Annotated in this window: 27 protein-coding genes; 17 read left to right on the forward strand and 10 right to left on the reverse strand. The window is 46.8% G+C overall.

The features are described 5' to 3' along the window. Positions 1-350: 350 nt before the first annotated feature. The 9 genes from QFX30_RS08860 (at position 351) to QFX30_RS08900 (ending at position 7,213) form a co-directional block, all read left to right on the forward strand. On the forward strand, positions 351-1,166 hold the full coding sequence (locus QFX30_RS08860; RefSeq protein ID WP_300491128.1) for a phosphate ABC transporter substrate-binding protein: 816 nt from the start codon (positions 351-353) through the stop codon (positions 1,164-1,166). A 93-nt stretch (positions 1,167-1,259) separates the two neighbouring features. Next, positions 1,260-2,087, forward strand: coding sequence for a phosphate ABC transporter substrate-binding protein (locus QFX30_RS08865; protein WP_300491131.1), 828 nt, complete (start codon positions 1,260-1,262; stop codon positions 2,085-2,087). Between the two features lie 10 nt (positions 2,088-2,097). Then, on the forward strand, positions 2,098-2,973 hold the full coding sequence (gene pstC / locus QFX30_RS08870) for a phosphate ABC transporter permease subunit PstC (RefSeq protein ID WP_300491134.1): 876 nt from the start codon (positions 2,098-2,100) through the stop codon (positions 2,971-2,973). 11 nt (positions 2,974-2,984) lie between these two features. After that, a complete protein-coding gene (pstA, locus tag QFX30_RS08875) occupies positions 2,985-3,836 on the forward strand; it encodes a phosphate ABC transporter permease PstA (RefSeq protein ID WP_300491137.1) in 852 nt (283 codons plus the stop codon). 9 nt (positions 3,837-3,845) lie between these two features. Then, on the forward strand, positions 3,846-4,598 hold the full coding sequence (pstB, locus tag QFX30_RS08880) for a phosphate ABC transporter ATP-binding protein PstB (protein ID WP_300478985.1): 753 nt from the start codon (positions 3,846-3,848) through the stop codon (positions 4,596-4,598). A gap of 21 nt (positions 4,599-4,619) precedes the next feature. Further along, entirely contained in the window at positions 4,620-5,267 is a 648-nt protein-coding gene (locus QFX30_RS08885; RefSeq protein WP_300491140.1) for a phosphate uptake regulator PhoU, read from the forward strand. 43 nt (positions 5,268-5,310) lie between these two features. After that, entirely contained in the window at positions 5,311-5,727 is a 417-nt protein-coding gene (locus tag QFX30_RS08890; RefSeq protein ID WP_300491143.1) for a DUF2226 domain-containing protein, read from the forward strand. Beyond that, positions 5,728-6,387, forward strand: coding sequence for a phosphate signaling complex protein PhoU (phoU, locus tag QFX30_RS08895; RefSeq protein WP_300491146.1), 660 nt, complete (start codon positions 5,728-5,730; stop codon positions 6,385-6,387). Between the two features lie 10 nt (positions 6,388-6,397). Then, positions 6,398-7,213 carry a 4Fe-4S binding protein gene (locus QFX30_RS08900; protein WP_300491149.1) on the forward strand — a complete coding sequence of 272 codons (816 nt, stop codon included), beginning with the start codon at positions 6,398-6,400 and terminating at the stop codon, positions 7,211-7,213. On the opposite strand, the gene QFX30_RS08905 is transcribed toward QFX30_RS08900, so the two are convergent. The 7 genes from QFX30_RS08905 to porC are packed head-to-tail and all read right to left on the reverse strand — an operon-like array spanning position 7,214 to position 11,838. Beyond that, on the reverse strand, positions 7,214-8,059 hold the full coding sequence (locus tag QFX30_RS08905) for a fumarate hydratase (RefSeq protein ID WP_300491152.1): 846 nt from the start codon (positions 8,057-8,059) through the stop codon (positions 7,214-7,216). A 24-nt stretch (positions 8,060-8,083) separates the two neighbouring features. Continuing rightward, entirely contained in the window at positions 8,084-8,515 is a 432-nt protein-coding gene (locus QFX30_RS08910) for a 4Fe-4S dicluster domain-containing protein (RefSeq protein ID WP_300491155.1), read from the reverse strand. A 10-nt stretch (positions 8,516-8,525) separates the two neighbouring features. Continuing rightward, entirely contained in the window at positions 8,526-9,020 is a 495-nt protein-coding gene (locus QFX30_RS08915) for a 4Fe-4S dicluster domain-containing protein (RefSeq protein WP_300491158.1), read from the reverse strand. 6 nt (positions 9,021-9,026) lie between these two features. Then, positions 9,027-9,893: a pyruvate synthase subunit PorB gene (gene porB / locus QFX30_RS08920; protein WP_300491161.1), complete on the reverse strand. Its 867-nt coding sequence runs from the start codon at positions 9,891-9,893 to the stop codon at positions 9,027-9,029. Continuing rightward, entirely contained in the window at positions 9,890-11,041 is a 1,152-nt protein-coding gene (porA, locus tag QFX30_RS08925) for a pyruvate synthase subunit PorA (protein WP_300491164.1), read from the reverse strand. The genes porB and porA overlap by 4 nt, the downstream gene beginning before the upstream one ends. A gap of 12 nt (positions 11,042-11,053) precedes the next feature. Further along, positions 11,054-11,299 carry a pyruvate synthase subunit PorD gene (gene porD, locus QFX30_RS08930; RefSeq protein ID WP_300479016.1) on the reverse strand — a complete coding sequence of 82 codons (246 nt, stop codon included), beginning with the start codon at positions 11,297-11,299 and terminating at the stop codon, positions 11,054-11,056. Positions 11,300-11,304: 5 nt separating this feature from the next. After that, complete coding sequence (porC, locus tag QFX30_RS08935) at positions 11,305-11,838, reverse strand: pyruvate synthase subunit PorC (RefSeq protein ID WP_300491167.1); 534 nt, start codon at positions 11,836-11,838, stop codon at positions 11,305-11,307. 86 nt (positions 11,839-11,924) lie between these two features. On the opposite strand from porC, the gene QFX30_RS08940 reads away from it, so the two are divergent. The 8 genes from QFX30_RS08940 (at position 11,925) to QFX30_RS08975 (ending at position 17,783) form a co-directional block, all read left to right on the forward strand. Next, a complete protein-coding gene (locus tag QFX30_RS08940; RefSeq protein WP_300491170.1) occupies positions 11,925-13,514 on the forward strand; it encodes a dihydropteroate synthase-like protein in 1,590 nt (529 codons plus the stop codon). 41 nt (positions 13,515-13,555) lie between these two features. Continuing rightward, positions 13,556-14,500, forward strand: a complete 945-nt coding sequence (locus QFX30_RS08945) for a TIGR00269 family protein (protein WP_300491173.1) — start codon at positions 13,556-13,558, stop codon at positions 14,498-14,500. After that, complete coding sequence (locus QFX30_RS08950; protein WP_300491176.1) at positions 14,475-14,675, forward strand: MoaD/ThiS family protein; 201 nt, start codon at positions 14,475-14,477, stop codon at positions 14,673-14,675. Before QFX30_RS08945 ends, QFX30_RS08950 begins: the two co-directional genes overlap by 26 nt. Positions 14,676-14,688: 13 nt before the next feature. Further along, positions 14,689-15,546, forward strand: a complete 858-nt coding sequence (locus QFX30_RS08955) for a DUF89 domain-containing protein (protein WP_300491179.1) — start codon at positions 14,689-14,691, stop codon at positions 15,544-15,546. A 75-nt stretch (positions 15,547-15,621) separates the two neighbouring features. After that, a complete protein-coding gene (locus QFX30_RS08960) occupies positions 15,622-16,062 on the forward strand; it encodes a thioredoxin family protein (RefSeq protein WP_300491182.1) in 441 nt (146 codons plus the stop codon). A 4-nt stretch (positions 16,063-16,066) separates the two neighbouring features. Beyond that, complete coding sequence (locus QFX30_RS08965) at positions 16,067-16,648, forward strand: cytochrome c biogenesis CcdA family protein (RefSeq protein ID WP_300491185.1); 582 nt, start codon at positions 16,067-16,069, stop codon at positions 16,646-16,648. Between the two features lie 39 nt (positions 16,649-16,687). Next, on the forward strand, positions 16,688-17,536 hold the full coding sequence (locus tag QFX30_RS08970) for an NAD(P)-dependent oxidoreductase (protein ID WP_300491188.1): 849 nt from the start codon (positions 16,688-16,690) through the stop codon (positions 17,534-17,536). 25 nt (positions 17,537-17,561) lie between these two features. After that, on the forward strand, positions 17,562-17,783 hold the full coding sequence (locus tag QFX30_RS08975; protein WP_300491192.1) for a hypothetical protein: 222 nt from the start codon (positions 17,562-17,564) through the stop codon (positions 17,781-17,783). On the opposite strand, the gene QFX30_RS08980 is transcribed toward QFX30_RS08975, so the two are convergent. From QFX30_RS08980 to mer, 3 genes are all read right to left on the reverse strand, one after another. After that, complete coding sequence (locus QFX30_RS08980; protein WP_300491195.1) at positions 17,780-19,063, reverse strand: adenylyltransferase/cytidyltransferase family protein; 1,284 nt, start codon at positions 19,061-19,063, stop codon at positions 17,780-17,782. The two genes, QFX30_RS08975 and QFX30_RS08980, sit on opposite strands and share 4 nt — an antisense overlap. A gap of 19 nt (positions 19,064-19,082) precedes the next feature. Beyond that, positions 19,083-20,150: an archaeosine biosynthesis radical SAM protein RaSEA gene (locus QFX30_RS08985; protein ID WP_300491198.1), complete on the reverse strand. Its 1,068-nt coding sequence runs from the start codon at positions 20,148-20,150 to the stop codon at positions 19,083-19,085. A gap of 212 nt (positions 20,151-20,362) precedes the next feature. Further along, on the reverse strand, positions 20,363-21,328 hold the full coding sequence (gene mer / locus QFX30_RS08990; protein WP_300491202.1) for a 5,10-methylenetetrahydromethanopterin reductase: 966 nt from the start codon (positions 21,326-21,328) through the stop codon (positions 20,363-20,365). Positions 21,329-21,778: the final 450 nt, after the last annotated feature.

Genomic DNA, 21,778 nt, shown 5'->3' on the forward strand with positions numbered 1-21,778 from the left:
GCTCACCCCGAATCAACAGGTAAACCATCTCAGAAAAAGAAACACCACCAATCAAATCCTCCTGAGAATAACCCCTGGTAACAATCCGATTAGGCTCCACCCTAGTAATGGAAGTCCTCCACTTCGGATTTTTTACCTTCAGCATGTCATTAATTATTCCTTCGGATATCATGTCTTTCCCTATCTGGCTTTGAGTATTTAAATTTTAATGCATTTGGTGCACCTATATTCACTTAATGTGAATTAAATTTTTCTCCCGCTGAAATTTAGTTCACTAAATAGGTAATAAAGTACACTAAAATAGTAAATTTTAAATACTCCCGCAACAAGGTAAAGTTTGAGGTGATAAAATGGACACCAAACTGATCATAGGAATAGTCGTAGCAATCGTAATCATTGCTGGCGCAGTCCTAGCACTTGGAGGAGGCGGACAGCAGGAAAAGATCGACATTGTTGGTTCAACTTCTGTTCAGCCAGTTGCTGAAAAACTTGCAGCTGAATACATGAAGAAGCACCCAAACGTTAAGATAAACGTCCAGGGCGGAGGATCCAGTGTGGGAATCAAGAGCGCCCAGGATGGTACCGCAGACATCGGAACAAGTTCAAAGGAACTTAAACCCGATGAAAAGAAAGGCCTTACAGAGTACCTCATAGGTAAGGATGGTATTGCAATAATTGTAAACAGCAAGAACCCGGTCTCAGACCTCTCAAAGGACCAGGTGAAGGACATCTTCAGTGGAAAGATAACCAACTGGAAAGAGGTCGGAGGACCAGATGCAAAGATAACAGTGATAACACGTGAAGACGGTTCCGGGACCCGAAAGGCCTTCGAAGAAATCGTGATGGGTAAGGAAACCAAGATAAAGAAGGACGCCATAGTTGAAAGTTCAACAGAGGCTGTTAAACAGGCTGTTAAGCAGGATGCAAACGCCATAGGTTTCATATCACTCGCAAACCTTGATGAAACAGTGAAGGCCCTCAAGATTGATGGTGTGGCCCCATCTGAACAGACAGTTGCAGATGGATCATACAAGATACAGAGGCCATTCCTCTTCCTGGTCAAGGGCAGTCCACAGGGAGCAGTCAAGGACTTCATTGACTGGGTACTAAGCCCAGAAGGACAGGAAATAGTCAAATCAGAAAAGGTGGTCCCAGCAAAGGCCTAGTGGTTTTTAATTAAAACCACAATTTTTTCTTTCCATCACCTTCAGTGAACTTTATTAACCAATAGGTGAAATCGATAACTGAAGGTGATGGAGATGGATGTAAAAACACGAAACATTCTCGTACTAATCATTATCATCGCACTTGCATATTTCATGATCAAACCAGGTTCAGATTACGAGAGAATTGAAATTGCAGGTTCAACCTCTGTTCAGCCAGTTGCCGAGAAACTCGCCGAGGAATACATGAAGGACCATCCGAATGTCAGAATAAACGTCCAGGGCGGCGGTTCTGGAATGGGTATAAGGACAGTACAGCAGGGTGTTGTTGATATAGGAACAAGTTCAAAGGCCCTCAAACCCGATGAGAAGAATGGACTTAAGGAATATGTTATAGGAAAGGATGGCATAGTTATAGCTGTCAACCACCAGAACCCTGTTGATGACCTCACAACAGAAGAGCTGAGGGACATCTTCAGCGGAAAGATCCGTAACTGGAAGGAGGTTGGAGGTCCAGATGCAGAGATACATGTTATAGTACGTGAGGAGGGTTCAGGAACCAGAAGCTCATTCAAATCACTTGTAATGAAGGATGAAAAGATAAGGTCAGATGCAATTGTCCAGGGGTCCACAGAATCCGTGAAACAGGCAATAAAGAGTGACCCCTATGCGATTGGCTTTGTCTCTATGGCCCATATGAGTTCAGATGTAAAGGCACTTGAGGTGAACGGAATAACCCCTTCTGAGACCACAATAGCTGATGGTTCCTATCCACTTGTTGTTCCATTTGAATTCATAACCCGGGGGGAACCTGTGGGGGTTGTGAAGGACTTCATTGAGTGGGTCTTTTCACCGGAGGGACAGGCGATTGTCAGGAGCCAGAAGGTTGTCCCTGCAATAGCAAATGTCTCAGATGATACCTAGGAGGTAAAATATGATCAGCAAGACAAGGGAAAATCTCATTGAGAAGGGTCTTTTTATAACCGCGATCTTCTCTATCATCGCCATAGTTCTCATAATAACCTTCATATTCCGTGAGGGAATCCCGATATTCCAGGATTATGGATTGATAAATTTCATATTCGGAATTGAGTGGGCACCGTCTGATGGTAAGTACGGGGTCTTCACGATGATAGTGGGATCTCTTTGCATCACTCTCCTCTCACTTGCAATAGCGGTTCCACTATCAGTCCTATGCGCCATATTCATGGCGGAGGTTGCCCCGGAGATCATGCGTAAAATTCTGAAACCGGTGATAGAGACCCTTGCAGCAATACCCTCCGTTGTATATGGATTCTTTGGTCTCATAGTGCTTGTACCCTATGTGAGGACCAACATAGGGGGCACAGGTTTTGGAATGCTCACAGCAGCACTCATACTCACGGTCATGATCATGCCCACAATCATAAGTGTATCAGAGGACGCCATAAGGTCGGTGCCCCTGGAGTACAAGGAGGCATCCCTTGCACTGGGGGCAACCCACTGGCAGACCATCCGCAAGGTCATCTTTCCCGCAGCGATTCCAGGTATAATAACATCCATCATACTGGGCATGGGCCGTGCCATTGGTGAGACCCTGGCAGTTATAATGGTTGCAGGAAACGTTACACAGATACCATCATCCATCCTGGACCCTGTAAGGGCCCTCACATCCAATATAGCACTGGAAATGGGATATGCAACAGGACTCCACTACAGCGCCCTATTCGGAACAGCCATCATACTCTTTATGGTGATAATGGTCCTGCTGGTTATTGCAAACTACTTCCACTACAAGAAAAAGATCGTGATAGGTGGAGGATACCTCTAGGAGGCTCAAAAATGTCTTTCAGGATAATCTCACCAAAAACCACCCAGAAGATCATGACAGGAGTTCTGTGGGTATCAGGCCTCATAACAATACTCATCCTGATTGTTATAATAGGCTACATAATGCTCAAGGGCCTTCCAGCACTGACCCCAGAATTCCTGCTATCTGAACCCATTGACTCGGGAAGGGCAGGTGGAATAGCCCCGATGATCGTATCAAGCATATACGTCACCCTCATAGCGGGAATAATCGCAACTCCACTGGGAGTGGGTGCAGCTGTTTACATGGCTGAATACGCCACAGAGGAAAGGATAGTGAAGCTCATAAAGTTCGGTGCGGAGACACTGGCCTCCATACCATCAATAGTGTTCGGTCTCTTTGGCCTGGCATTCTTCGTTGTATTCCTGGGGCTCGGATGGTCAATCCTTTCAGGGGGCCTTGTACTGGCACTCATGGCCCTTCCAACAATCTTCCAGGTTTCACAGGTATCCATTGAGACCGTCCCACAATCATACAGGGAGGGGAGCCTGGCCCTCGGGGCCACAAAATGGGAGACCATCTACCGTGTTGTTATACCAGCGGCACTGCCAGGTATAACCACAGGAGTTATACTTGGAATGGCAAGGGCAATCTCAGAGGCGGCGGCGGTCATGTTTGTTGTTGGATCGGCGCTTGCAATGCCCATCTCCATATTTGACCCTGGAAGACCCCTACCACTCCACCTGTATATAATAGCCACAGAGGGGCTTTCACTCAAAAATGCATATGGAACCGCAGCGGTCCTCGTAATAATCGTGCTCCTCATCACGGTTCTCACGAACACTCTTGTTGATAGATACAGAAGGAAGATGATGGGAAGATAGGTGATCATTATGTACAGAATTGAAGTTGAAGACCTCAACGTTTACTTTGACGAGGCACACATCCTCAAGGATGTGAACCTGAAGATTCCAAAAAACACCGTCACGGCCCTGATAGGGCCCTCAGGTTGCGGTAAGTCCACATTCATCAGGACACTCAACAGGATGAACGACGTCATCCCGGGATTCAGACATGAGGGACATGTATACCTTGATGGCATGGACATCTATGACCCCCAGATGGACGTTGTGGAGCTCAGAAAGAAGGTTGGCATGGTCTTTCAGAAGCCCAACCCCTTCCCAAAGTCAATATTTGAGAACGTGGCCTATGGACTCAGGGTTCATGGCTACGATGACAGGGACTTCATAGAGGAAAGGGTGGAGGAGAGCCTCAAGGCAGCGGCACTCTGGGACGAGGTTAAGGATAAGCTTGATAAGTCCGCCCTTGGCCTCTCAGGCGGTCAGCAGCAGAGACTCTGCATCGCAAGGACCATAGCAATAGAGCCAGAGGTCATACTCATGGACGAACCATGCTCAGCCCTTGACCCCATATCCACCACCAAGATAGAGGACCTCATTCACAAGCTGAAGAGAGATTACACCATAATCATAGTCACCCATAACATGCAGCAGGCAACAAGGGTCTCAAAGTACACGGCGTTCTTCCTGCACGGTGAAATAGTTGAGAGCGGCCTTACAGAGGAGATATTCATAGAACCCCGGGATAAGAGGACCGAGGACTATATTACAGGAAGGTTTGGATGAAAAGCTTGAGTGGTGAAGTAATTGATTGGTGTTATCCTTGAAAACAAACTTTCAAAGGTGCTGAATGAGGCTGTTGAATATGGTAATGTGACATCTGAGAGGGTAAGGAACGCTGTATCCAGCTATATTAAGAAGGATGTTGAAACCGCTGAAAGGATAATAGAGGAAACATCAGGTGTTAATGAGGAGAGCTACAGGATAGAGGATGACTGTCTAAAAATCATCGGACTCCACCAGCCTGTCGCAAAGGACCTCAGACTCGCATCAGCAATACTCAGAACATCAATTGAACTTGAAAGGATAAATATACTCTCAGCCTACATTGCAAGGTACGCCATTGACAGCACCGACACCGTCATACCACCCCACATTGAGTTCATGTCACAGACCATCCAGGACATGATAAATGACGCCCTCGGAGCCCTCATGAACAGGGACATACAGCTACTCAAGAGGTCCACCAAGAATTATCTCCAGCTGCAGGAATTCTATAACCAGCTCCATGATTCCCAGGGGGAGTTCATAGAGTCAGGTAACCTTGTTCTGGTTGCAAGGAACCTCCTCAGTATGGGACACCATGTTATGGGGATGGATGACAGGATAGCATACCTCATAGTGGGTAAGAGGGTTATACATCACAAGGTATTCTACAGCGTGCTCATGAAGTAGTTGGGGGGATTTAATGTGGCTGCCATTTGATAACCCTAAAAAAATGGATTACAGAGCCCTCAGGAGTTCATCACTCCCCGAATTTTCCTATATCAGGATTCTAAGTGGTGAAAGTGAGGCCATAGTCTTCATAATGAAGGAGATGATAGTGGGGGCCTGGCACCTCAACCTCAACACACTTGAGGAGTCACACAGCCACAAAGCAATGGAAAAGATAGAAATAAATGATGATTCAATCATTGAGGTCTATGAGGCTGACGAGGACCTCTTCAGCACACTCATTGAGCTCAACGATGAATCAAAACTTTCAATACCCCTTGAGGCAGATATAATAATCAATGAGATGTTCATGGATGTTTCCTCAAGGGATGAGCTCCTTGAAAAGTACAGGATAAGGGTTCCAAGTGATGAGTCAATTGAAAGACTTATCAGTGACTATAAATCCGAGGAGGACTTTTAGATGGAGAAGAAATATCCGCGGATACTCTTCCGCAAAAAGCTTAAGGACCTCAGAAAGGACATGGAGGAAGTTTCCCAGAAAACCCTCAAGACACATAAACTTGCAGTCGACCTCCTGATGGAATACGATGATGAGAAGAAGGAGAAGGTTATAAGGAACAGTAAGATAATTGATGAAATGGTTTTTAACCTTGAAAGAAAATCAATAAGTTTAATAGCGGCTGAACAGCCAGTTGCAGGTGATCTGAGATTCATAGAGGCATGCATCAAGGTTGGGAGCCACCTCAAGAGGATAGGTTACCTTGCAGCCAATATAGCAGAGGCCGCTGAGAAACTGAAGGATGAGGAGATACCCCGGAAACCCATGGAGGACCTCAAACATATGTCTGACTTTGTGCAGATGATGTTATCCAAAGGTATCTATGCATTCCTGGACCAGAACATGGACATGGCACGCGAGCTCAGGCACGATGATGATAAGGTGGATGACCTCTTTGACCAGACACTGGAGCATGTAACAGCAAGCATGTTCGAGGATAAGGAGTCGATATCCTACCTTGTTAACCTTCTGTTCATAGCGAGGTTCCTTGAGAGGGTTGGTGACAGGGCTGTTAGCATCGCGGATAGAACAATTTTCATGATAACCTGTGAAAAGCCATGATCAAATCCAGATGGCTACTCCCATCCATAATCTTCTTTTATTTTTAGCACTGGCACTTTTCCTATTTTCATGGACAGCCGACCCATTCTATCTTTTCAATTTTCTCTACATCGGCTCTCTGGTGGCTGCTGGAATTTATCTTATGGGTGCAGAGTTTAGGCACGGCAGGCCACTGGTCCAGCTGGCTGTTGGAAGCTACATGCTCCTCTATCTTGGAATTTTAGGATCTGAAAACATGCAGATCGAGGGCTTCTGGTACTACATCTTCCTTGGAGTGTTTCAGGGTGCTGTGATACACTATGCGATTGCAAAGATTTCCGGGCCAGTCCTCTTTGGAAGGGGATGGTGTGGATATGCATGCTGGACCTCAATGATACTTGACTTACTGCCATACCGGAGGTCTAGTGGCAGAAGAAGACGCTTTCTGGGCTACGTGAAATATATGCTGTTTTTGATAGCCCCTGTAACCGTTTTTCTGATTTTAACTAGAGCGGATAATCCTGATACTGTGATGTTCTGGGCATTCATTGCAGGAAACGCAGCCTATTATGTTACTGGAATTGCCCTTGCAGTTGCACTTGGTGACAACAGGGCCTTCTGTAAGTACATATGCCCGGTAAGCATTTTTCTTAAGGCATCATCCTACCTTTCAGTCCTCACGGTTAAATTTGATGAAAATAAAGGCAGAAATTGCATGAAATGCCTTTCAGAATGCCCAATGGATGTTGATATGAGATCAAATAGTAGAAGGAGAACCAATGGAACAGACTGCATACTCTGCACGAGGTGCATCTCGATCTGCCGGGAAAAAGTCCTCCACCTGTAATCAGTCGTCTCTGATGGTGGCTGTGGCTCTCCTTGCAGCCCAGCACTGTATGCAGACACCAACTGGCAGGCCAGCTGTGTGGGTATGGGCTGTCCTTATCTTAACATCCAGTGCCGTTGTTTTACCACCCATACCCATGGGGCCGCTACCGGCTTCATTTATTGATTGAAGTATGTTTTCTTCCAGGGATGCGAGTTCTTTTACAGGGTTTCTCTCCCCCACCCTTCCAAGGAGGGCCTTCTTTGCAAGTTTCATTGCAAGGTCTGATGACCCGCCGATTCCCACACCCACAATCACAGGTGGGCAGGGTTTTCCACCGGCTTTGAGGACGGTCTCAACAACAAAGTCCCTCACACCTTTAGCACCGTCACCTGGAAGCCCCATGAGGAGTGCATTGTTGTTCTCTGATCCGAAACCCTTGGGTAATACCGTTATTTCAAGTCCATCAAGGTCCTCTGCAATTTCAACATCCACCTGTGGAATCAGATGCCCTGTGTTTGTCCCGGTATTCTCCCTTGTGAGGGGGTCAACAACGTTTGGTCTGAGGGGGACCTCCTTTGTGGCCCTTTCAACCCCTGCAGCTATACCCCTGTAGAGGTTTTCAACCTCAACGTTCCCCATCCTCACAAACACTATGGGGAGCCCTGTATCCTGACATACAGGTACCTCCATCTTCTTTGCGAGTTCAATGTTATCAAGGATGGCCTTGAGGTTCAGGAGGGCGATCTCGTCCTCCTCTTTAAGGTAGGCCTTTTTCAGCGCAAGGGTGACGTCATCGGGGATTCTGATAACGGCCTCCCTGAACAGACGGCACACTGTCTCCTCAACCATTTCCTGCCTGATCATGGGATCACCTAAAAAATAGTTTGGTCAGTATCTCATGAGATTTTTGAGGCGTTTGAGTTCCCCTGTTATCTTGTCCCTCTTGGCTGCCATAATATCCTCTGAACTCTCACTGAGGGCCTTCTTGGGGCATACCATGACGCAGAGGGGCTTCTCCCGATCAACACAGAGGTCACATTTCACTGCAACACCCCTCTCATTGATGGTTATGGCGCCAATGGGGCAAGCGTCCCGGCAGAGACCGCATCCAATGCATCTGTCCTCAAGGATGACGACTGCACCATCCACCTCAACTATGGCATCCTCCGGGCAGATGTTGAGGCAGGGGGCCCTTTCAGGTGCGCAGTGCATGCAGAATATGGGGACACCATCAATGACCCGTATGGCGTTCCTGGGGCATATCCTCTCACACTTCATGCACTCATCGCACAGTTCCGGATTTGAAACCAGTTCTCTCATGAAATTTCACCTATTCAAGCTTCTGCCGGGCCTTCCTCTTCGCTGTCAGTATGCTGAGGATATCAGTCCCTTTCTGGCCCTTCCCTATACCTGACATCCTGGATATGAACTCCTTCTGCCTTTCAAGTTTCAGTTTCTCGGTGTCAACGACGCTCAGAGCCCTCCTTGAACATGCCTTAACACATGCAGGAGTGTCAAGGTCAGGGCACTGGCTGCATTTCTGGGCCTTCCGATCCTCCATGACAACGGCTCCGAAAGGGCATACCAGCATGCAAAGTCCGCAGCCGATGCACCTCTCAGGGTCAACCTCGTCCTGGATGGCGTCCGTTGGGCACACTGTCCTGCAGGGGGCGTCCTCGCACTGCTGGCATATGATGGGGTAATAGAGGCCCTCAAGTTCCCTTATCATTATCCTTGAGGCGCCGTAGAGTTTCTTGCAGGCATCCTCACAGTCCCTGCAACCGTCACAGAGTTCCGGTTGAATGATGATCTTCTGCAATTCCATCCCCCGTTATATTCTGAGCTCCCGGCACACGCTGTCAACGTATTCCTGGATCTTTGCCTTCTGTTCCTCTGTGAGGTGTCTGAATCTTTTCTGGGCGTTCAGGTACTCTTCAACGGGTTTCCTCTGTACTGGCCTGTAGGTTACGCGGAAGTCACCATCCTCTATCTCGTAGAGTATCCATGAACCGGTTTCAACGGCAAGCCTTCCAAGTTCTATTGTCTTTGAGGGATCGAAGCCCCACCCTGTTGTGCATGGCTGATGCAGGTGTATGTAGGCTGGACCCTCTGTGTCCCTTGCCTTCCTCACCTTCTCCATGAAGTCTTCAGGGTATGATATGGATGCCGTTGCAACGTAGGGGACACCATGCGCTGCCATTATCAGGGGCATGTTTTTCTTGGGTCTGTCCTCACCGAAACTCTTCTTTCCATGTGGTGATGTGGTGGTGGATGCACCGTAGGGTGTTGAGGCACTCCTCTGTATACCTGTGTTCATGTAGGCCTCGTTGTCATAGCAGATGTATATTATATTGTGACCCCTCTCCATTGCACCTGATAGGGACTGAAGACCGATATCTGCTGTCCCACCATCACCAGCGAATGCCACAACGTTAACGTCATCCCTGCCCCTAGCCCTGAGGGCCCTCTCAACGCCTGATGCAACCGCGGCAGCGTTTTCAAATGCAACATGGATCCATGGTATTTCCCAGGATGTTTCAGGGTAGGGGGTTGTGATAACCTCGAGGCATCCTGTTGATGAGACCGCAACGGTGTTTTTTCCGAGAACCTTGAGGGCAAGTCTGACTCCCACTGTCGCACCGCATCCGGCACATCCGCGGTGTCCAGGGGCCAGGAATTCTTCTTCAGGTATTTTCATTGTGATTCCTCCTTAAGTCCGATCCAGGTGACACTTCTTTCAGGGTTTTCTGTCCTTTTAACAATTTCCATGATGTGCTCCGGTGTTATGTCCCTTCCACCGAGGCCCACAATGAACCCGTAAACCTCCTTGTCAGGTAGCAGGGCCTTTAACTCGGTGTGGAGAGCGCCACCAACACTGAAAGTTATATTTTTATCCAGAACAGCAATCTTACTGGCATTACTGACCGCCTTTTTAATCTCCTCAGCAGGGAATGGTCTGTGAACCCTCACCTTCAGGAGCCCCACAGGTCTGCCTTCCTCCCTCATATCGTCAATAACCTCTCTTAGGGTGCTGCAGACTGAGCCCATGGCCACTAGGATTATTTCGGCATCCTCGCAGCGGTACTCCTCAACGAATCCGTATTCTCGCCCGAACATTTCACTGAATTCCTGACAGGCCTTTGCAATAACCTTCCTTGACCTCTCCATTGCCATTTCTACCTCATAGCGGGCCTCCATGTAATAGTTTGGATCGGTGAATGTACCGAGTGACATTGGCTTGTCAGGGTCAAGTACTACCTGTGGCTGGAATTCTGGCAGGAATGTGTCAACCTCATCCTGTGATGGTATGTCAACGGGTTCCACGGTGTGTGTCAGTATGAAACCATCCAGACAGACCATGCTTGGAAGGAGAACGTCCCTATCCTCCGATACCCGATATGATAGTAGAACTGAGTCAAGGGCTTCCTGTCCACTTTCTGCGTATATCTGCATCCATCCAGAGTCCCTTTCAGCTATTGAATCCTGGTGGTCGTTCCATATACTGAGTGGGGCTGATAGGGCACGGTTGGCATTCGCCATGACAATGGGGTTCCTGAGTCCAGCTGCGGCATAGACTATCTCATGCATGAGTGCAAGGCCCTGGGATGATGTTGCTGTGAAAACCCTAACACCTGCACCTGATGCACCCACACATGCGCTCATGGCGCTGTGCTCTGATTCAACCCTTATGTATTCGGCATCGAGTTCACCATCAGCCACAAATTTTGCAAGGTACTCTGATATTGAGGTCTGGGGTGTTATCGGGTAAACAGGGATGACTTTTGGTTTTGCAAGTTTCACTGCTTCTGCAACGGCCTGATTTGCGGATATAACCTTAAGAACCATTTAGAGTCTCTCCTATTTTTCTCTCTCCATCTTGATTGCCTTAACGGGGCATTCCTCTGCGCATATCCCGCATCCCTTACAGTAATCGTAGTCAATCTCATGTTCCTTATCTATGCAGCCTTCGGGACAGAAAAGGATGCAGTTATCACAGTCTATACATTTATCCTTATCAAGAATGGGTTTGAATGTTCTCCAGCTTCCCGTCTTGTTTTTACGGGTGCTTCCTGGTTCTCTGACGGTTGCTCCAAGTGATTCCATTATATTCACCCTGACTGTTTCATTTTTTCATAGGCTATCCTTGCAGCCTCTGCGTTTTTATCACCAATTTTTCCGGGGAACGTTTCTTTGATAATCTTTATGAGCGAATCTATGCTTACAAGACCTGTTATACCTGCAAATGCCCCGAGCATTACGGTGTTAACGATTGGTCTTCCAAGGTTCTCGAGGGCTATGCCTGTGGCGTCAATTGTGTGGACCTCGGCTTTCTCTGAGGTGAAGGTGCCTGCGGTATTGAGTACAACCACACCATCCCCCTTTAAGCCTGAAAATACGTCAACCACATCAACAAGTCCCTCATCGAGAACAACAACATAATCGGGATTGTAAACCTGATATCTTCTCCTGATGGGTTTATCATCAATTCTTGTGAAAGCCATAACTGGAGCGCCTCTACGCTCAACACCGAAGAATGGAAAGGCCTGTGAGTATTTACCGTCTTCAAAGGCAGCTTTAGCTAGGATCTCTGCCGCTGTAACAGCGCCCTGGCCACCGCGTCCATGAAAGCGAATTTCGATCATAGTCTACCTCCATTTCTCATTGTTAATCATTATAAATTTTTAATATATATACATGTTGGTCAATTAAAATTAATAGGGGTAATGAAATGAGAGTCCTTATAATCACAGGAAAACTTGCGTCAGGGACTGTGAGGGAGGCAGTGTCAGCTTCAAGCCATGAAATTCATGTTCACGTGGTTAACACTCCCATAGCGGCCTTTTTAACACCACGCAGAATAGTATCTGAAATCCGCAACATTAACTTTTCGGATGGAGCACCAGACATGATAATCGTACCGGGTCTCATACCCAAGGACGTGAAGGTGGTGTGGGATGAAACAGGCATACCTGCATATAAGGGACCCACAGATGCTGCAGACCTCCCCATAGTTCTTGATATGCTTGATGAACTTGAACTCTCCACCAGAAAACCAGCCGACAGACTCATTGAGGAGGAGCAGAGGCGGAGGGCCCTCCAGTTCATAGAGGACTTTGAAAATGATGCTGAAAAGAGAAAGGAGCTGCTGGAGAGGGATGAAAACATACTCATAGGTAACCTTCCAGTGGGGAGGGACTTCCCTATGAGGGTCCTTGCAGAGGTTGCCAATGCCCCCCTCCTCCTGAAGGAAGGGAAACTCAGGGAAAGGATTGAATACTTCATAAGAAGTGGCGCGGACATGATTGACCTTGGAATGCTGGCCGGTGAGGACAACTCGGATTTGCTCCCTGAAATACTGGAAACTGCACGATCAGCCGCCCCCGACGTACCCCTCAGCGTGGATAGTCTCAACCCCCCTGAAATAGAGGCTGCAGTGGATTGCGGCGTCGACATGATCCTGAGCCTGGACCTTGGAAACTACAGGGAAGTTCTAGGGTCACTCAGAAAAAACAGTGTACCTGCAGTGATCCTACCCACAGACTACAGCGAAGGATGGGTCCCTGAAACGGTTGAGGAGAGGGTTGAGGCCCTGGAGAAACTCAAGGGAAAATGCAGGGGTATAGATGTAATAGCCGACCCTGTGCTTGATCCGGTAAACAGCAGAAGCATAGTGGAATCTGTGATGGCATGCAGAATGTACACAGAGAGAAACCCCGACCCTGTGTTCTTTGGTGTTGGGAACGTGACCGAACTCCTTGACGCTGACTCCACAGGGGCGAATGCACTTCTCGCTGGTTTTGGGATGGAACTTGGTGTGAGCATACTATTCACACCAGAGGAGAGCGGAAAAGCACTTGGAAGCGTTCATGAACTCTCAGTGGCATCAAAGATGATGTTCCTGGCCAAAAACAGGGGTTCTGTACCCAAGGACCTTGGAATAAACCTTGTACTATTCAAGGATAAGAGAAAACCCAGCACGATAGTTGAGGAAATCAGCGTACCCACCATTGAGGCAGAGGGGGGCATGAAGTTCGTCAGAGACAGGTGCGGCAGCTTCAAGATCATGGTTGAAAATGGAAGGATAAAAGCGGTACTCTATGATAAAACAGAGCCGGTAATTGCCTTCACATCAGATAGCGCCAAAAGGTTATATGAGGAGATTATAAATAGAAAACTTGTAAGCAGACTTGAACATGCAGCCTACCTTGGAGCAGAATTACAGAAGGCAGAAATAGCCATGAGGACAGGTAAGGGGTATGTTCAGGATTTTGAACTCTTTGAGAGGTCAGCACTATTTGAAAATGGTCAGCGTAATTAAATTGATTCATGGCTTGTTTTTACACATAAGGGAGAGTTTAGATGCAGTGCACCAGATGCGGATCAGAAAAGGTCATAATAAACAGGAAATACTCTGGACAGATGCTCTGCAGCGAATGCTTCATAGAAACCACCAGAAAGAAGGTCATGAGGGATATAAGAAAATATGGACTTATAGAAAGGGGTGACAGGGTCCTTGTGGGGCTTTCAGGCGGAAAGGACAGCATCATGGTCACCGACATCCTCGATGAACTCAGAAACAGAAACATAATAGAACTTGAGGCTGTAACCATCGATGAGGGCATATCAGGTTACAGGGAGGATGGCGTAAGGATTGCCAGAAGGTTCTGTGCCGCGAGGGACATACCTCACAGGGTTGTCACGCTGAAGGATTATGCAGGCATAACACTTGATGAAATCATGAAAAACCCCTCAAGGGGGGCATGCACATACTGCGGAGTTTTCAGGCGCTGGATACTCAACAGGGAGGCCAGAAAGAGTGGGGCAACAAAGATAGCAACCGGCCACAACCTGGACGATGAGTGCCAGGCCATCATCATGAATTACCTGGAGGGGAACCTTGAAAACCTCACAAGGATAGGGCCCATGACATCCACGGCCGGCGGAAAATTCATACCAAAAATCAAACCCCTCAGGGAGATACCTGAAAGGGAGGTTGGAGTGTACGTCCTTGCAAGGGGTCTTGATGTCCACCTTGCAGGCTGCCCCTATGCATCAGGCTCATTCAGGAGGGAAATAGGTGACTTCCTCAAGCAGATATCCGTGAAACGCCCCACCATAATGTACTCCACACTCAGGGGCTTTGATAAAATAAAGGAGACCCTTATAAGGGATATGGATGGCACTAGGAAATCAGGGACCTGTGTAAGCTGCGGTGAACCCTCATCAGGCAGGTTATGTAAGGCATGCACATTCATACACGAATTAGGGGTGAATGAAGATGAAGTTCACAGTGATCACAGATGAAGGAAAAAGAGTGATGGAATCTGAAGAAAAAAAGAAGATTAAGGACATCCTCCAGGAACTCCAGATCCCACTGGAGACAGCCGTTGTTAAAAGGAACAGTGAAATAGTGATAGAGGAAGAGGAAATATCTGATGGGGATATTATTGAGATAATACGGGTAATCTACGGGGGTTAGGGGGGGTCAGTGGATGAAGGTATACTATGAATGCGCTCCATGTTTCCTGAGGCAGGCAAGGGAGGCCCTTGACCTTGCAACAGACGACGAGGACCTCAAGCTGCAGGTGATGGTTAAGGTAGTTGAACTCCTCAATGAAAGATTCAGGAAGGGGCAGGTGTCAAATGAACTCGGAACAGCAATGCACAGGCTCATAAAGAAGATGACAGGCTCGGAGGACCCCTACCTCATGGAGAAGAGGCGGTGCAACGAAATCGCATCCAGGTTCCTTCCACTTGCTGAGGAGTATCTAGAGAAACACGGTGACCTAGAAAGCCATGTCAAGGTTGCAATAACAGGCAACATAATAGACTTCGGGGCCCTGGGACTTGACTTCAACCATGATCAGGGTATAAAGGATTCACTGAAGGCCCCCCTCAGGATAAACCATGTGCCATTACTTGAGAAAAAACTTGAGGATGCCTCAGAGGTCCTTTATCTACTGGATAATACCGGTGAGATACTCTTTGACAGGCCCCTCATTGAAAAGATTGGAGAGTACGGGGTTGATGTGAAGGTTGCAGTGAAGGGCAAACCCATCCTCAACGACGCATGCATGGAGGACGCCATTGAAGCGGGCCTCCATAAGGTGGCTGAGATCGTAACAACAGGCACCGACTCTGTTGGCATGGTTCAAAGTGATGTCTCAGAGGATTTCATGAGGATCTTTGAGGAGGCCGAGGTTGTTATAGCCAAGGGTATGGGTAACTATGAGGGCCTTACAGAGATAGAGGATCAGGGAGACATTTTCTGCCTTCTAAATGCAAAGTGTCATGCAATCGCAAGGGATCTGGGTGTTGAAAAGGGCGATAACGTGGCTGTGAAACTCTGAACTGTATGTTTCCGGTGGTCTGATAACAAGTGGATTTAATTAACTCTTATATCTGCTAAATATGCTGGTGGTAGGATGGATGTGATTAAGAAATGGGGCATTTCGGGTGTTCTGCTGGGTTTGATGGTTATACTCCTCATTTACTTAACCCAGCCGCACAACACCCCGGCAAAAAATGAGACCCAGAATAGGGAGTTCAGGTGGTATAACAGTCCCCAGGAGGCCATAGATGAGGCATCAAAGCAGAATAAGAGGGTTATCCTCATATTCTCAGCTTCATGGTGTCCATCCTGCAGGAAACTTGAAGATGAGACCCTAAAGAATCAGGATGTTTTAGGGAAGATTTCAGAGAACTACATTGCAGCGAAGATTGACGTTGACTCCGACCCATCGGCAGCATCAACTTATAGTATCTATGTGATTCCAACCACAATCATACTGGATTCCTCGGGAAATGAGATAGGAAGAAGAGAGGGATACATGTCCCCCGAGGAGTTCCTATCATATCTGGGGTAAAGCCATGTATGAATACATCCTGTCATTTGCTGCAGGGATATTTTCAGCCCTATCCCCATGCATAATCCCCGTGGTACCCATCCTGTTCTCTGAGGCAATTATGGGGGATAAAAGACAGATTGCATTTTTTTCCATTGGCTTTGCCTCGATATTTCTCTCTCTGATACTGCTAACAGCCATATTCACAGCGGCCGTGAATTACTATCTCCTCTATATGCGCATACCCGCATCCATTGTGATAATACTAATGGGTGTCTGGCTTCTATCTGAGAAACCTCTCCTTTCATTCAGGGTTCCAGTCACCGAAAATCACCTTCTTCTGGGGTTCCTAACGGCCCTTGCCTGGTCACCATGCTACAGCCCCTATCTGGTAACTGTTATATCATACTCTGCCCTGGAAACCGGGAGGGTTATTCTTAACCTCCTCCTCTACACTGCGGGTTTATCAGTGGTACTTATTTCCCTGGTTTTAATGGCAGAGCAGCCATTTAAAAGGCTCGCGGAGAGGACAGGGGATCTGAGAAAATTTGGGGGTTTCATGGTAATGGCTGCAGGCATCTACATGCTTTACCAGCTGATTGGATAAAACTGCACGGTTACATAAAGAACCTTAAAGGTGATAATCATGAGGGTTGGATTCATAGGCTTCGGGGAAGTTGCATACACCCTCGCCTCAAGGCTAAGGGAGGAGGGTGTTGATGTTGTAACCTCCCTTGCAGGTAGGAGTACCAGGACGGTGAAACTTGCAGGAAAAGCAGGGGTCCTTGATGTGCCACAGGAGGAGGTATATTCAGCGGATATTGTCATATCGGCTGTCACCCCCGCGGCGGCTGTTGAGGCGGCAAGGGAGGCAGGGGAACATGTAAAGGGGGTGTACGTTGATATAAACAACATCGCACCCCGGACAGTAAGGAAGGCCAGCTCCTTCATAAAAAACGGCAGATTCGCTGACGCTGCCATAATGGGGAGCGTCCGGAGGAAGGGCGCCGGTGTGCTCATAATAGCTGCCGGTGAAGGTGCTGAGGATTTCATGAAACTTAACAGGTATGGCTTGAACATTGAGGTCCGCGGCCAGAGACCCGGGGATGCATCTGCAATCAAGATGCTCAGAAGCAGCTACACGAAGGGTGTTTCAGCTCTTCTCTGGGAGACACTCCTTTCAGCACACATAATGGGCCTTGAGAAGGATGTGATGGATGTACTTGAGTACACTGAGGGCGCTGATTTCAGAGAATCTGCGGTTTCGAGGTTGAGGAGTTCCATAATTCATGCAGGAAGGAGATATGAGGAGATTGGGGAGGTTCAGAGCATGCTTGAGGAGGTTATTGACCCGTCGATGCCATCATGCATCATGAGGGTATTTGAAAGGCTCAGTGAAATTGATGCCCCCTCTGATGCTGATTACAGGGACCTCCTTAGACTGGTGGCAGGAAAATATCAGCCATCGCATGACGATGAAGATATAAAGAGGTAAAAATATATAATTCACTGGTGGGGAAATGAACTCAGACCTTGAGAGTGAATGTGCCGCAAACCTTATGGAACTTGTGGGAAAAAGGATTGTTGATGTGGAATTCAGGACATATGATGATAAATGCTGGAGAATCTACATAACCACTGAGTCAGGAAGGATAGTGATGACATTCTGCAGGGACTGGAAGTGCCCTGTTGTTGAGACGAGAGATAAGGTTAAAGATCTTCCAGATTCAATGGAAGGTTAATTGATTTTCACAAGGACTCTGAAGCCCTTCTTCCTTTTTCTTACTGTCGCATGGAAGGGTATTATATGTGAATCTATTATGAGTCTAAGATAGGTTGCCATCTGGGCTGAAAGATGAAGGGGACTCCTTATCTTGATCCCATTTCTTATCTGGCAGGATAAGGTATCGTTCCGGTCAACGTATATGTGGGCTTCCATTCCGTCCCTCATTCTTCTGACTTCATGCCTTCTTAGACTTAACCCTGCCTCAAAGGATGAGGGGGCATCCACTTTATGTTTTCCTTGGAGAAACAATTTATTTGCCTTTTCTGAACTCATACCCTCAGTGACCTTCTCTGAGACAAACCAGGCCCTATCAATCAGGTTACTCACTCCCTGATCCGGTGGAATCCACCCCTTCCTGGTGTAGTGTTCAATGAGGTCCCTTACCTCCTCTCTCCTTACATTCATCTCTATTGAACTCATGGCAAGCCTCGTCAGCACGGGGCCATAGCCGGCCTTTCGGAATGCAGCCCATATCGGGCCTTCCCTGTAGTATTTTCTGTTTCTTATGATGGAGTTGACGGCGTCTGCATTGAGGTAGGCTATTTTCATCAATTCAGCACGGGATAAATTGTTCATTCTCTCCATTATAGCCTCAAGGTTTCTCGTGCCGGGTATAGTTCCCTTTTCTATTTCCCTTTCAAGGATTCTGATGCTTGATTCTGGTAGAACCCTCTGGACACTTGGGGGTATCTCCATATTGTTATCAATTATTTTCTGCCGTATCTCCCTCCCGGAAATTTTTGAGCCGTCAACGGTAAGTTCCGGGATTATGTGGAACTTCATTTTTCGTCCGTACTTTCTGTAAAGGAATTCATTAACTGCAAACCACCGTATTACGTTTCTGTTGGGGAGGCCTCGTGGTATACCACTGAACACCCCCCTTGATGCAAATTCCCTCGCCTTTTTGATTATGAGGTCAGGTGAGACATTTGCAGCATCAACATAGTCAACCACACCATCCTCTATCATCATGGCTATTCTTATTGGCACCGTATATGCAAGTGTCAGGCGGTAGTGAAGTCCCTCAATGGGGACAACGCGGTCGGCGCCTGCTTCAAGGGCCATTTCCTTTCTCGCTTCGTAGGGAACAAAAAATGGGGCGTGGTTTGCACTGAAATCCTTGTTGAGGTAAATTACAACCTCATCACCGGTTTTATCTGCTATTTCGCGACCCTTCTCTATGAGTCGCACATGGCCGAGGTGCACGGGATCAAAATCAGCGCTTATACCAATCATTGCTCATCAGTCCATAATTTTAGCTGTATTCACTGTATTTTATATCCGTGGATGCGGTTGTATCTGAAAACTTCAGCTCAGCAAGCCACTGTGACCTGCATTCGCATTCATAGGGGGGTACCTGAGTCTGTTCAAGGTTTGCCCTAATTATGAGATTCTTGAGGTCTCTGTTACACTTTTTGCAGTTGTAGGGTCCTCTGGATGTTCCAAAACCAGATGTATCCATTATGGCGGGTATTGAAACTTTCTTTCTGGTACTGTTAATTATTTCAATGAGGCTCCATATCCATGGGGGCCTGTAGGAGCCCTTTCTCCAGAGATCCTCCATAAGGGTCCCCTTGTGAACTGTTGATGGGCAGAAGGACAGGCGGTCAACACCGACCTTTTCAGCATAAATGGCGGTGGAAATGGCTTCCTCCACAGCCCTTTTTTCTGAGACCAGAATCGGTTTTACAAGGATGTACGTCTTTGACCTGACGTTAAAATCCCCTTTAAGGCCACTGATGGTGTTAACTGCCCTTTCAAAGTCAGCGTTACTGAAACCCTTGTTTATCTTCATTAACCTTGTCTTTTCATAGCAGGTTTCAAGGCCAATGCTTATCTCAACTATCTTATCACCTGCAAGTTCACAGCATCTTGTAACAGCTTCCTGGTTTATGTACTCGGGCCTGGATTCAAATATTATTTCCTCAACATTTTGCAGGGCGCTGAGTCTGCTTAGTATGTGCTCCACTGCCTCCTGTGGGAATTCTTCAGGATTCAGGAAACTTCCAGAGGTGAATATCTTAACAGCTGTTTTTTCCTCAAGTTGGTAACGGGATATGATATCATCGAATATTTCGATGATCTTGTCTGCCTCCACAGTTTCCAGAAAAGAGTCAGAAATGTAGCTGCACATTGTACAGCCACCGGTTTCTGATAGGGCCCATGAGCAGCCTATGGTAGGAAGTATCATAAAAAGGGCCCTTCCCTTGCCTGAGTATAACAGATCTTCCTGGATCCAGCTTGCTGAGAGTTCATCTGGACTTTTTGGTTTTATTTTTTTCAGGTTCTTTTTCCTTATCAGGGATGCTAATTTACCGATCATTTTAATCTAATCTAAGTAGTGTTTATGTTGTTTGATGTTTTATTAATTCATTTTAATCTAATCTAACTGGTGGTGTTTTTGACGTTTTATTAATTTAATAAGTGATATTGGTTTATGTTGGTTGTAGGAGCTATTTAAATTTAATCAGATCAGAAATAGCTTGTAATTAATCGTAGAATAATTAAAATTAGTAAAATAAAAGTTTTCTGGGATTAGAAGCTTTCTATAACTTCTCCCAGGAGTTTTATTGATTTTTCTTTGTCTGGACCTATTGGTGATCCTGCGACGTACTGGGTTACGCCCATTTCAGCGAGGGCTTCAATTTTTGGTATGAATTCGTCAGGTGTACCCACAACTGAAAATGCTTCCATGAGGGCGTCGTCAACTGCAGCTATTGCTCCACCAAAGTCCCCTTTACCGAGGAGGTCACCGAATTTTTTACCTGTGTCGGCTGGTAGGCCGTGTCTTTCAAATACTGGTGGTGGTGATCCTGCTGCAATGAATGCAACAACTATTTTTGCTGCGTTGGCAGCTGCCTCTGCATCTTCATCTATTGAACAGCATGTGTATGCTGCAACATCAATATCTGAGAGGCTTTTACCTGCGGCTTCAGCACCTTCCTTTATGAGTGGCACTGCTGCTTCGAAGTCTTTGGGGTTTGATGCGTTTATGAGTGCACCATCAGCTATTTCACCTGCTGTTTTAAGCATCATTGGACCCTGGGCACCCATGTATACGGGTATCTTTTCCTGTACAGCTTTCACACCCATTAACTGGGCACCGCTTTCTGTTTTTTCACCTGCGAGGAGGGTTCTAATCATTGCAATTGCATCTCTTATTGTTGAGACGGGTTTAACCCATTCGATTCCAAGGGCATCGAATGTAGCTTTGTCACCGGGACCAATACCGAGAGTTGCTCTTCCGTTTGAGAGCTCGTCAAGTGTAGCTATGGCTGAGGCTGTTATTGCAGGGCTTCTCACGTAGGGGTTTGTGACACCTGGACCGAGTTTTATTGTTTCTGTTCCCTTTGCAATCAGGGCAAGGGTCTCGTATACATTCTTGTTGTTGTAGTGGTCTGTGATCCAGGCGTATTCGAAGCCCACATCTTCAGCCAGTTTCACTAGCTTCACTATCTTTTCTATTGGCTCATTTGGAACAAATTCGATACCAAACTTCATAATTTATCACCATTTAAAACTTTATCCGTCCTATAAAAATAATTTGTTATTTAATGATAATCGAAAGTTTTAAATAAGGATGCTGTGCTATAATGGGAATCTTTCAATCAGAATATTTATGAGGGAAGTTTTTTCTGACCTTTAAATCTCACAATATCTGATTTTTGACGCATTCTTTACAGGTTTCTCAGTCAGATCCCGCCAATGATATGATTGGATTATCATTTCCATTAACATCCTGGTTACCGCAATATTTATATACTACAATAATTATATCATTATTTTACCCGGTACATGATATTTGTCAAATGAATTATCCACCATTGCAATTTTTTCGATTTTGTTTGTGTTTGGTGGGGGGCTGTGTACTGGGTGTGCCATGGTTTGTCCAGTGGCGCGGGTTCATGAGTTAACCATGAAGGCTTGCTGTGATTGACCCGGTTCATAACC

The sequence above is a fragment of the Methanothermobacter sp. genome (assembly GCF_030055435.1).
GTDB lineage: Archaea > Methanobacteriota > Methanobacteria > Methanobacteriales > Methanothermobacteraceae > Methanothermobacter.

What these genes read in the sequence shown, in the direction of transcription:
- QFX30_RS08860 (WP_300491128.1), top strand. Translation starts at nt 351, where the DNA reads ATGGACACCAAACTGATCATAGGAATAGTCGTAGCAATCGTAATCATT.
- QFX30_RS08865 (WP_300491131.1), top strand. Translation starts at nt 1,260, where the DNA reads ATGGATGTAAAAACACGAAACATTCTCGTACTAATCATTATCATCGCA.
- pstC (WP_300491134.1), top strand. Translation starts at nt 2,098, where the DNA reads ATGATCAGCAAGACAAGGGAAAATCTCATTGAGAAGGGTCTTTTTATA.
- pstA (WP_300491137.1), top strand. Translation starts at nt 2,985, where the DNA reads ATGTCTTTCAGGATAATCTCACCAAAAACCACCCAGAAGATCATGACA.
- pstB (WP_300478985.1), top strand. Translation starts at nt 3,846, where the DNA reads ATGTACAGAATTGAAGTTGAAGACCTCAACGTTTACTTTGACGAGGCA.
- QFX30_RS08890 (WP_300491143.1), top strand. Translation starts at nt 5,311, where the DNA reads ATGGATTACAGAGCCCTCAGGAGTTCATCACTCCCCGAATTTTCCTAT.
- phoU (WP_300491146.1), top strand. Translation starts at nt 5,728, where the DNA reads ATGGAGAAGAAATATCCGCGGATACTCTTCCGCAAAAAGCTTAAGGAC.
- QFX30_RS08900 (WP_300491149.1), top strand. Translation starts at nt 6,398, where the DNA reads ATGGCTACTCCCATCCATAATCTTCTTTTATTTTTAGCACTGGCACTT.
- QFX30_RS08905 (WP_300491152.1), bottom strand. Translation starts at nt 8,059, where the DNA reads ATGATCAGGCAGGAAATGGTTGAGGAGACAGTGTGCCGTCTGTTCAGG.
- QFX30_RS08910 (WP_300491155.1), bottom strand. Translation starts at nt 8,515, where the DNA reads ATGAGAGAACTGGTTTCAAATCCGGAACTGTGCGATGAGTGCATGAAG.
- QFX30_RS08915 (WP_300491158.1), bottom strand. Translation starts at nt 9,020, where the DNA reads ATGGAATTGCAGAAGATCATCATTCAACCGGAACTCTGTGACGGTTGC.
- porB (WP_300491161.1), bottom strand. Translation starts at nt 9,893, where the DNA reads ATGAAAATACCTGAAGAAGAATTCCTGGCCCCTGGACACCGCGGATGT.
- porA (WP_300491164.1), bottom strand. Translation starts at nt 11,041, where the DNA reads ATGGTTCTTAAGGTTATATCCGCAAATCAGGCCGTTGCAGAAGCAGTG.
- porD (WP_300479016.1), bottom strand. Translation starts at nt 11,299, where the DNA reads ATGGAATCACTTGGAGCAACCGTCAGAGAACCAGGAAGCACCCGTAAA.
- porC (WP_300491167.1), bottom strand. Translation starts at nt 11,838, where the DNA reads ATGATCGAAATTCGCTTTCATGGACGCGGTGGCCAGGGCGCTGTTACA.
- QFX30_RS08940 (WP_300491170.1), top strand. Translation starts at nt 11,925, where the DNA reads ATGAGAGTCCTTATAATCACAGGAAAACTTGCGTCAGGGACTGTGAGG.
- QFX30_RS08945 (WP_300491173.1), top strand. Translation starts at nt 13,556, where the DNA reads ATGCAGTGCACCAGATGCGGATCAGAAAAGGTCATAATAAACAGGAAA.
- QFX30_RS08950 (WP_300491176.1), top strand. Translation starts at nt 14,475, where the DNA reads ATGAAGTTCACAGTGATCACAGATGAAGGAAAAAGAGTGATGGAATCT.
- QFX30_RS08955 (WP_300491179.1), top strand. Translation starts at nt 14,689, where the DNA reads ATGAAGGTATACTATGAATGCGCTCCATGTTTCCTGAGGCAGGCAAGG.
- QFX30_RS08960 (WP_300491182.1), top strand. Translation starts at nt 15,622, where the DNA reads ATGGATGTGATTAAGAAATGGGGCATTTCGGGTGTTCTGCTGGGTTTG.
- QFX30_RS08965 (WP_300491185.1), top strand. Translation starts at nt 16,067, where the DNA reads ATGTATGAATACATCCTGTCATTTGCTGCAGGGATATTTTCAGCCCTA.
- QFX30_RS08970 (WP_300491188.1), top strand. Translation starts at nt 16,688, where the DNA reads ATGAGGGTTGGATTCATAGGCTTCGGGGAAGTTGCATACACCCTCGCC.
- QFX30_RS08975 (WP_300491192.1), top strand. Translation starts at nt 17,562, where the DNA reads ATGAACTCAGACCTTGAGAGTGAATGTGCCGCAAACCTTATGGAACTT.
- QFX30_RS08980 (WP_300491195.1), bottom strand. Translation starts at nt 19,063, where the DNA reads ATGATTGGTATAAGCGCTGATTTTGATCCCGTGCACCTCGGCCATGTG.
- QFX30_RS08985 (WP_300491198.1), bottom strand. Translation starts at nt 20,150, where the DNA reads ATGATCGGTAAATTAGCATCCCTGATAAGGAAAAAGAACCTGAAAAAA.
- mer (WP_300491202.1), bottom strand. Translation starts at nt 21,328, where the DNA reads ATGAAGTTTGGTATCGAATTTGTTCCAAATGAGCCAATAGAAAAGATA.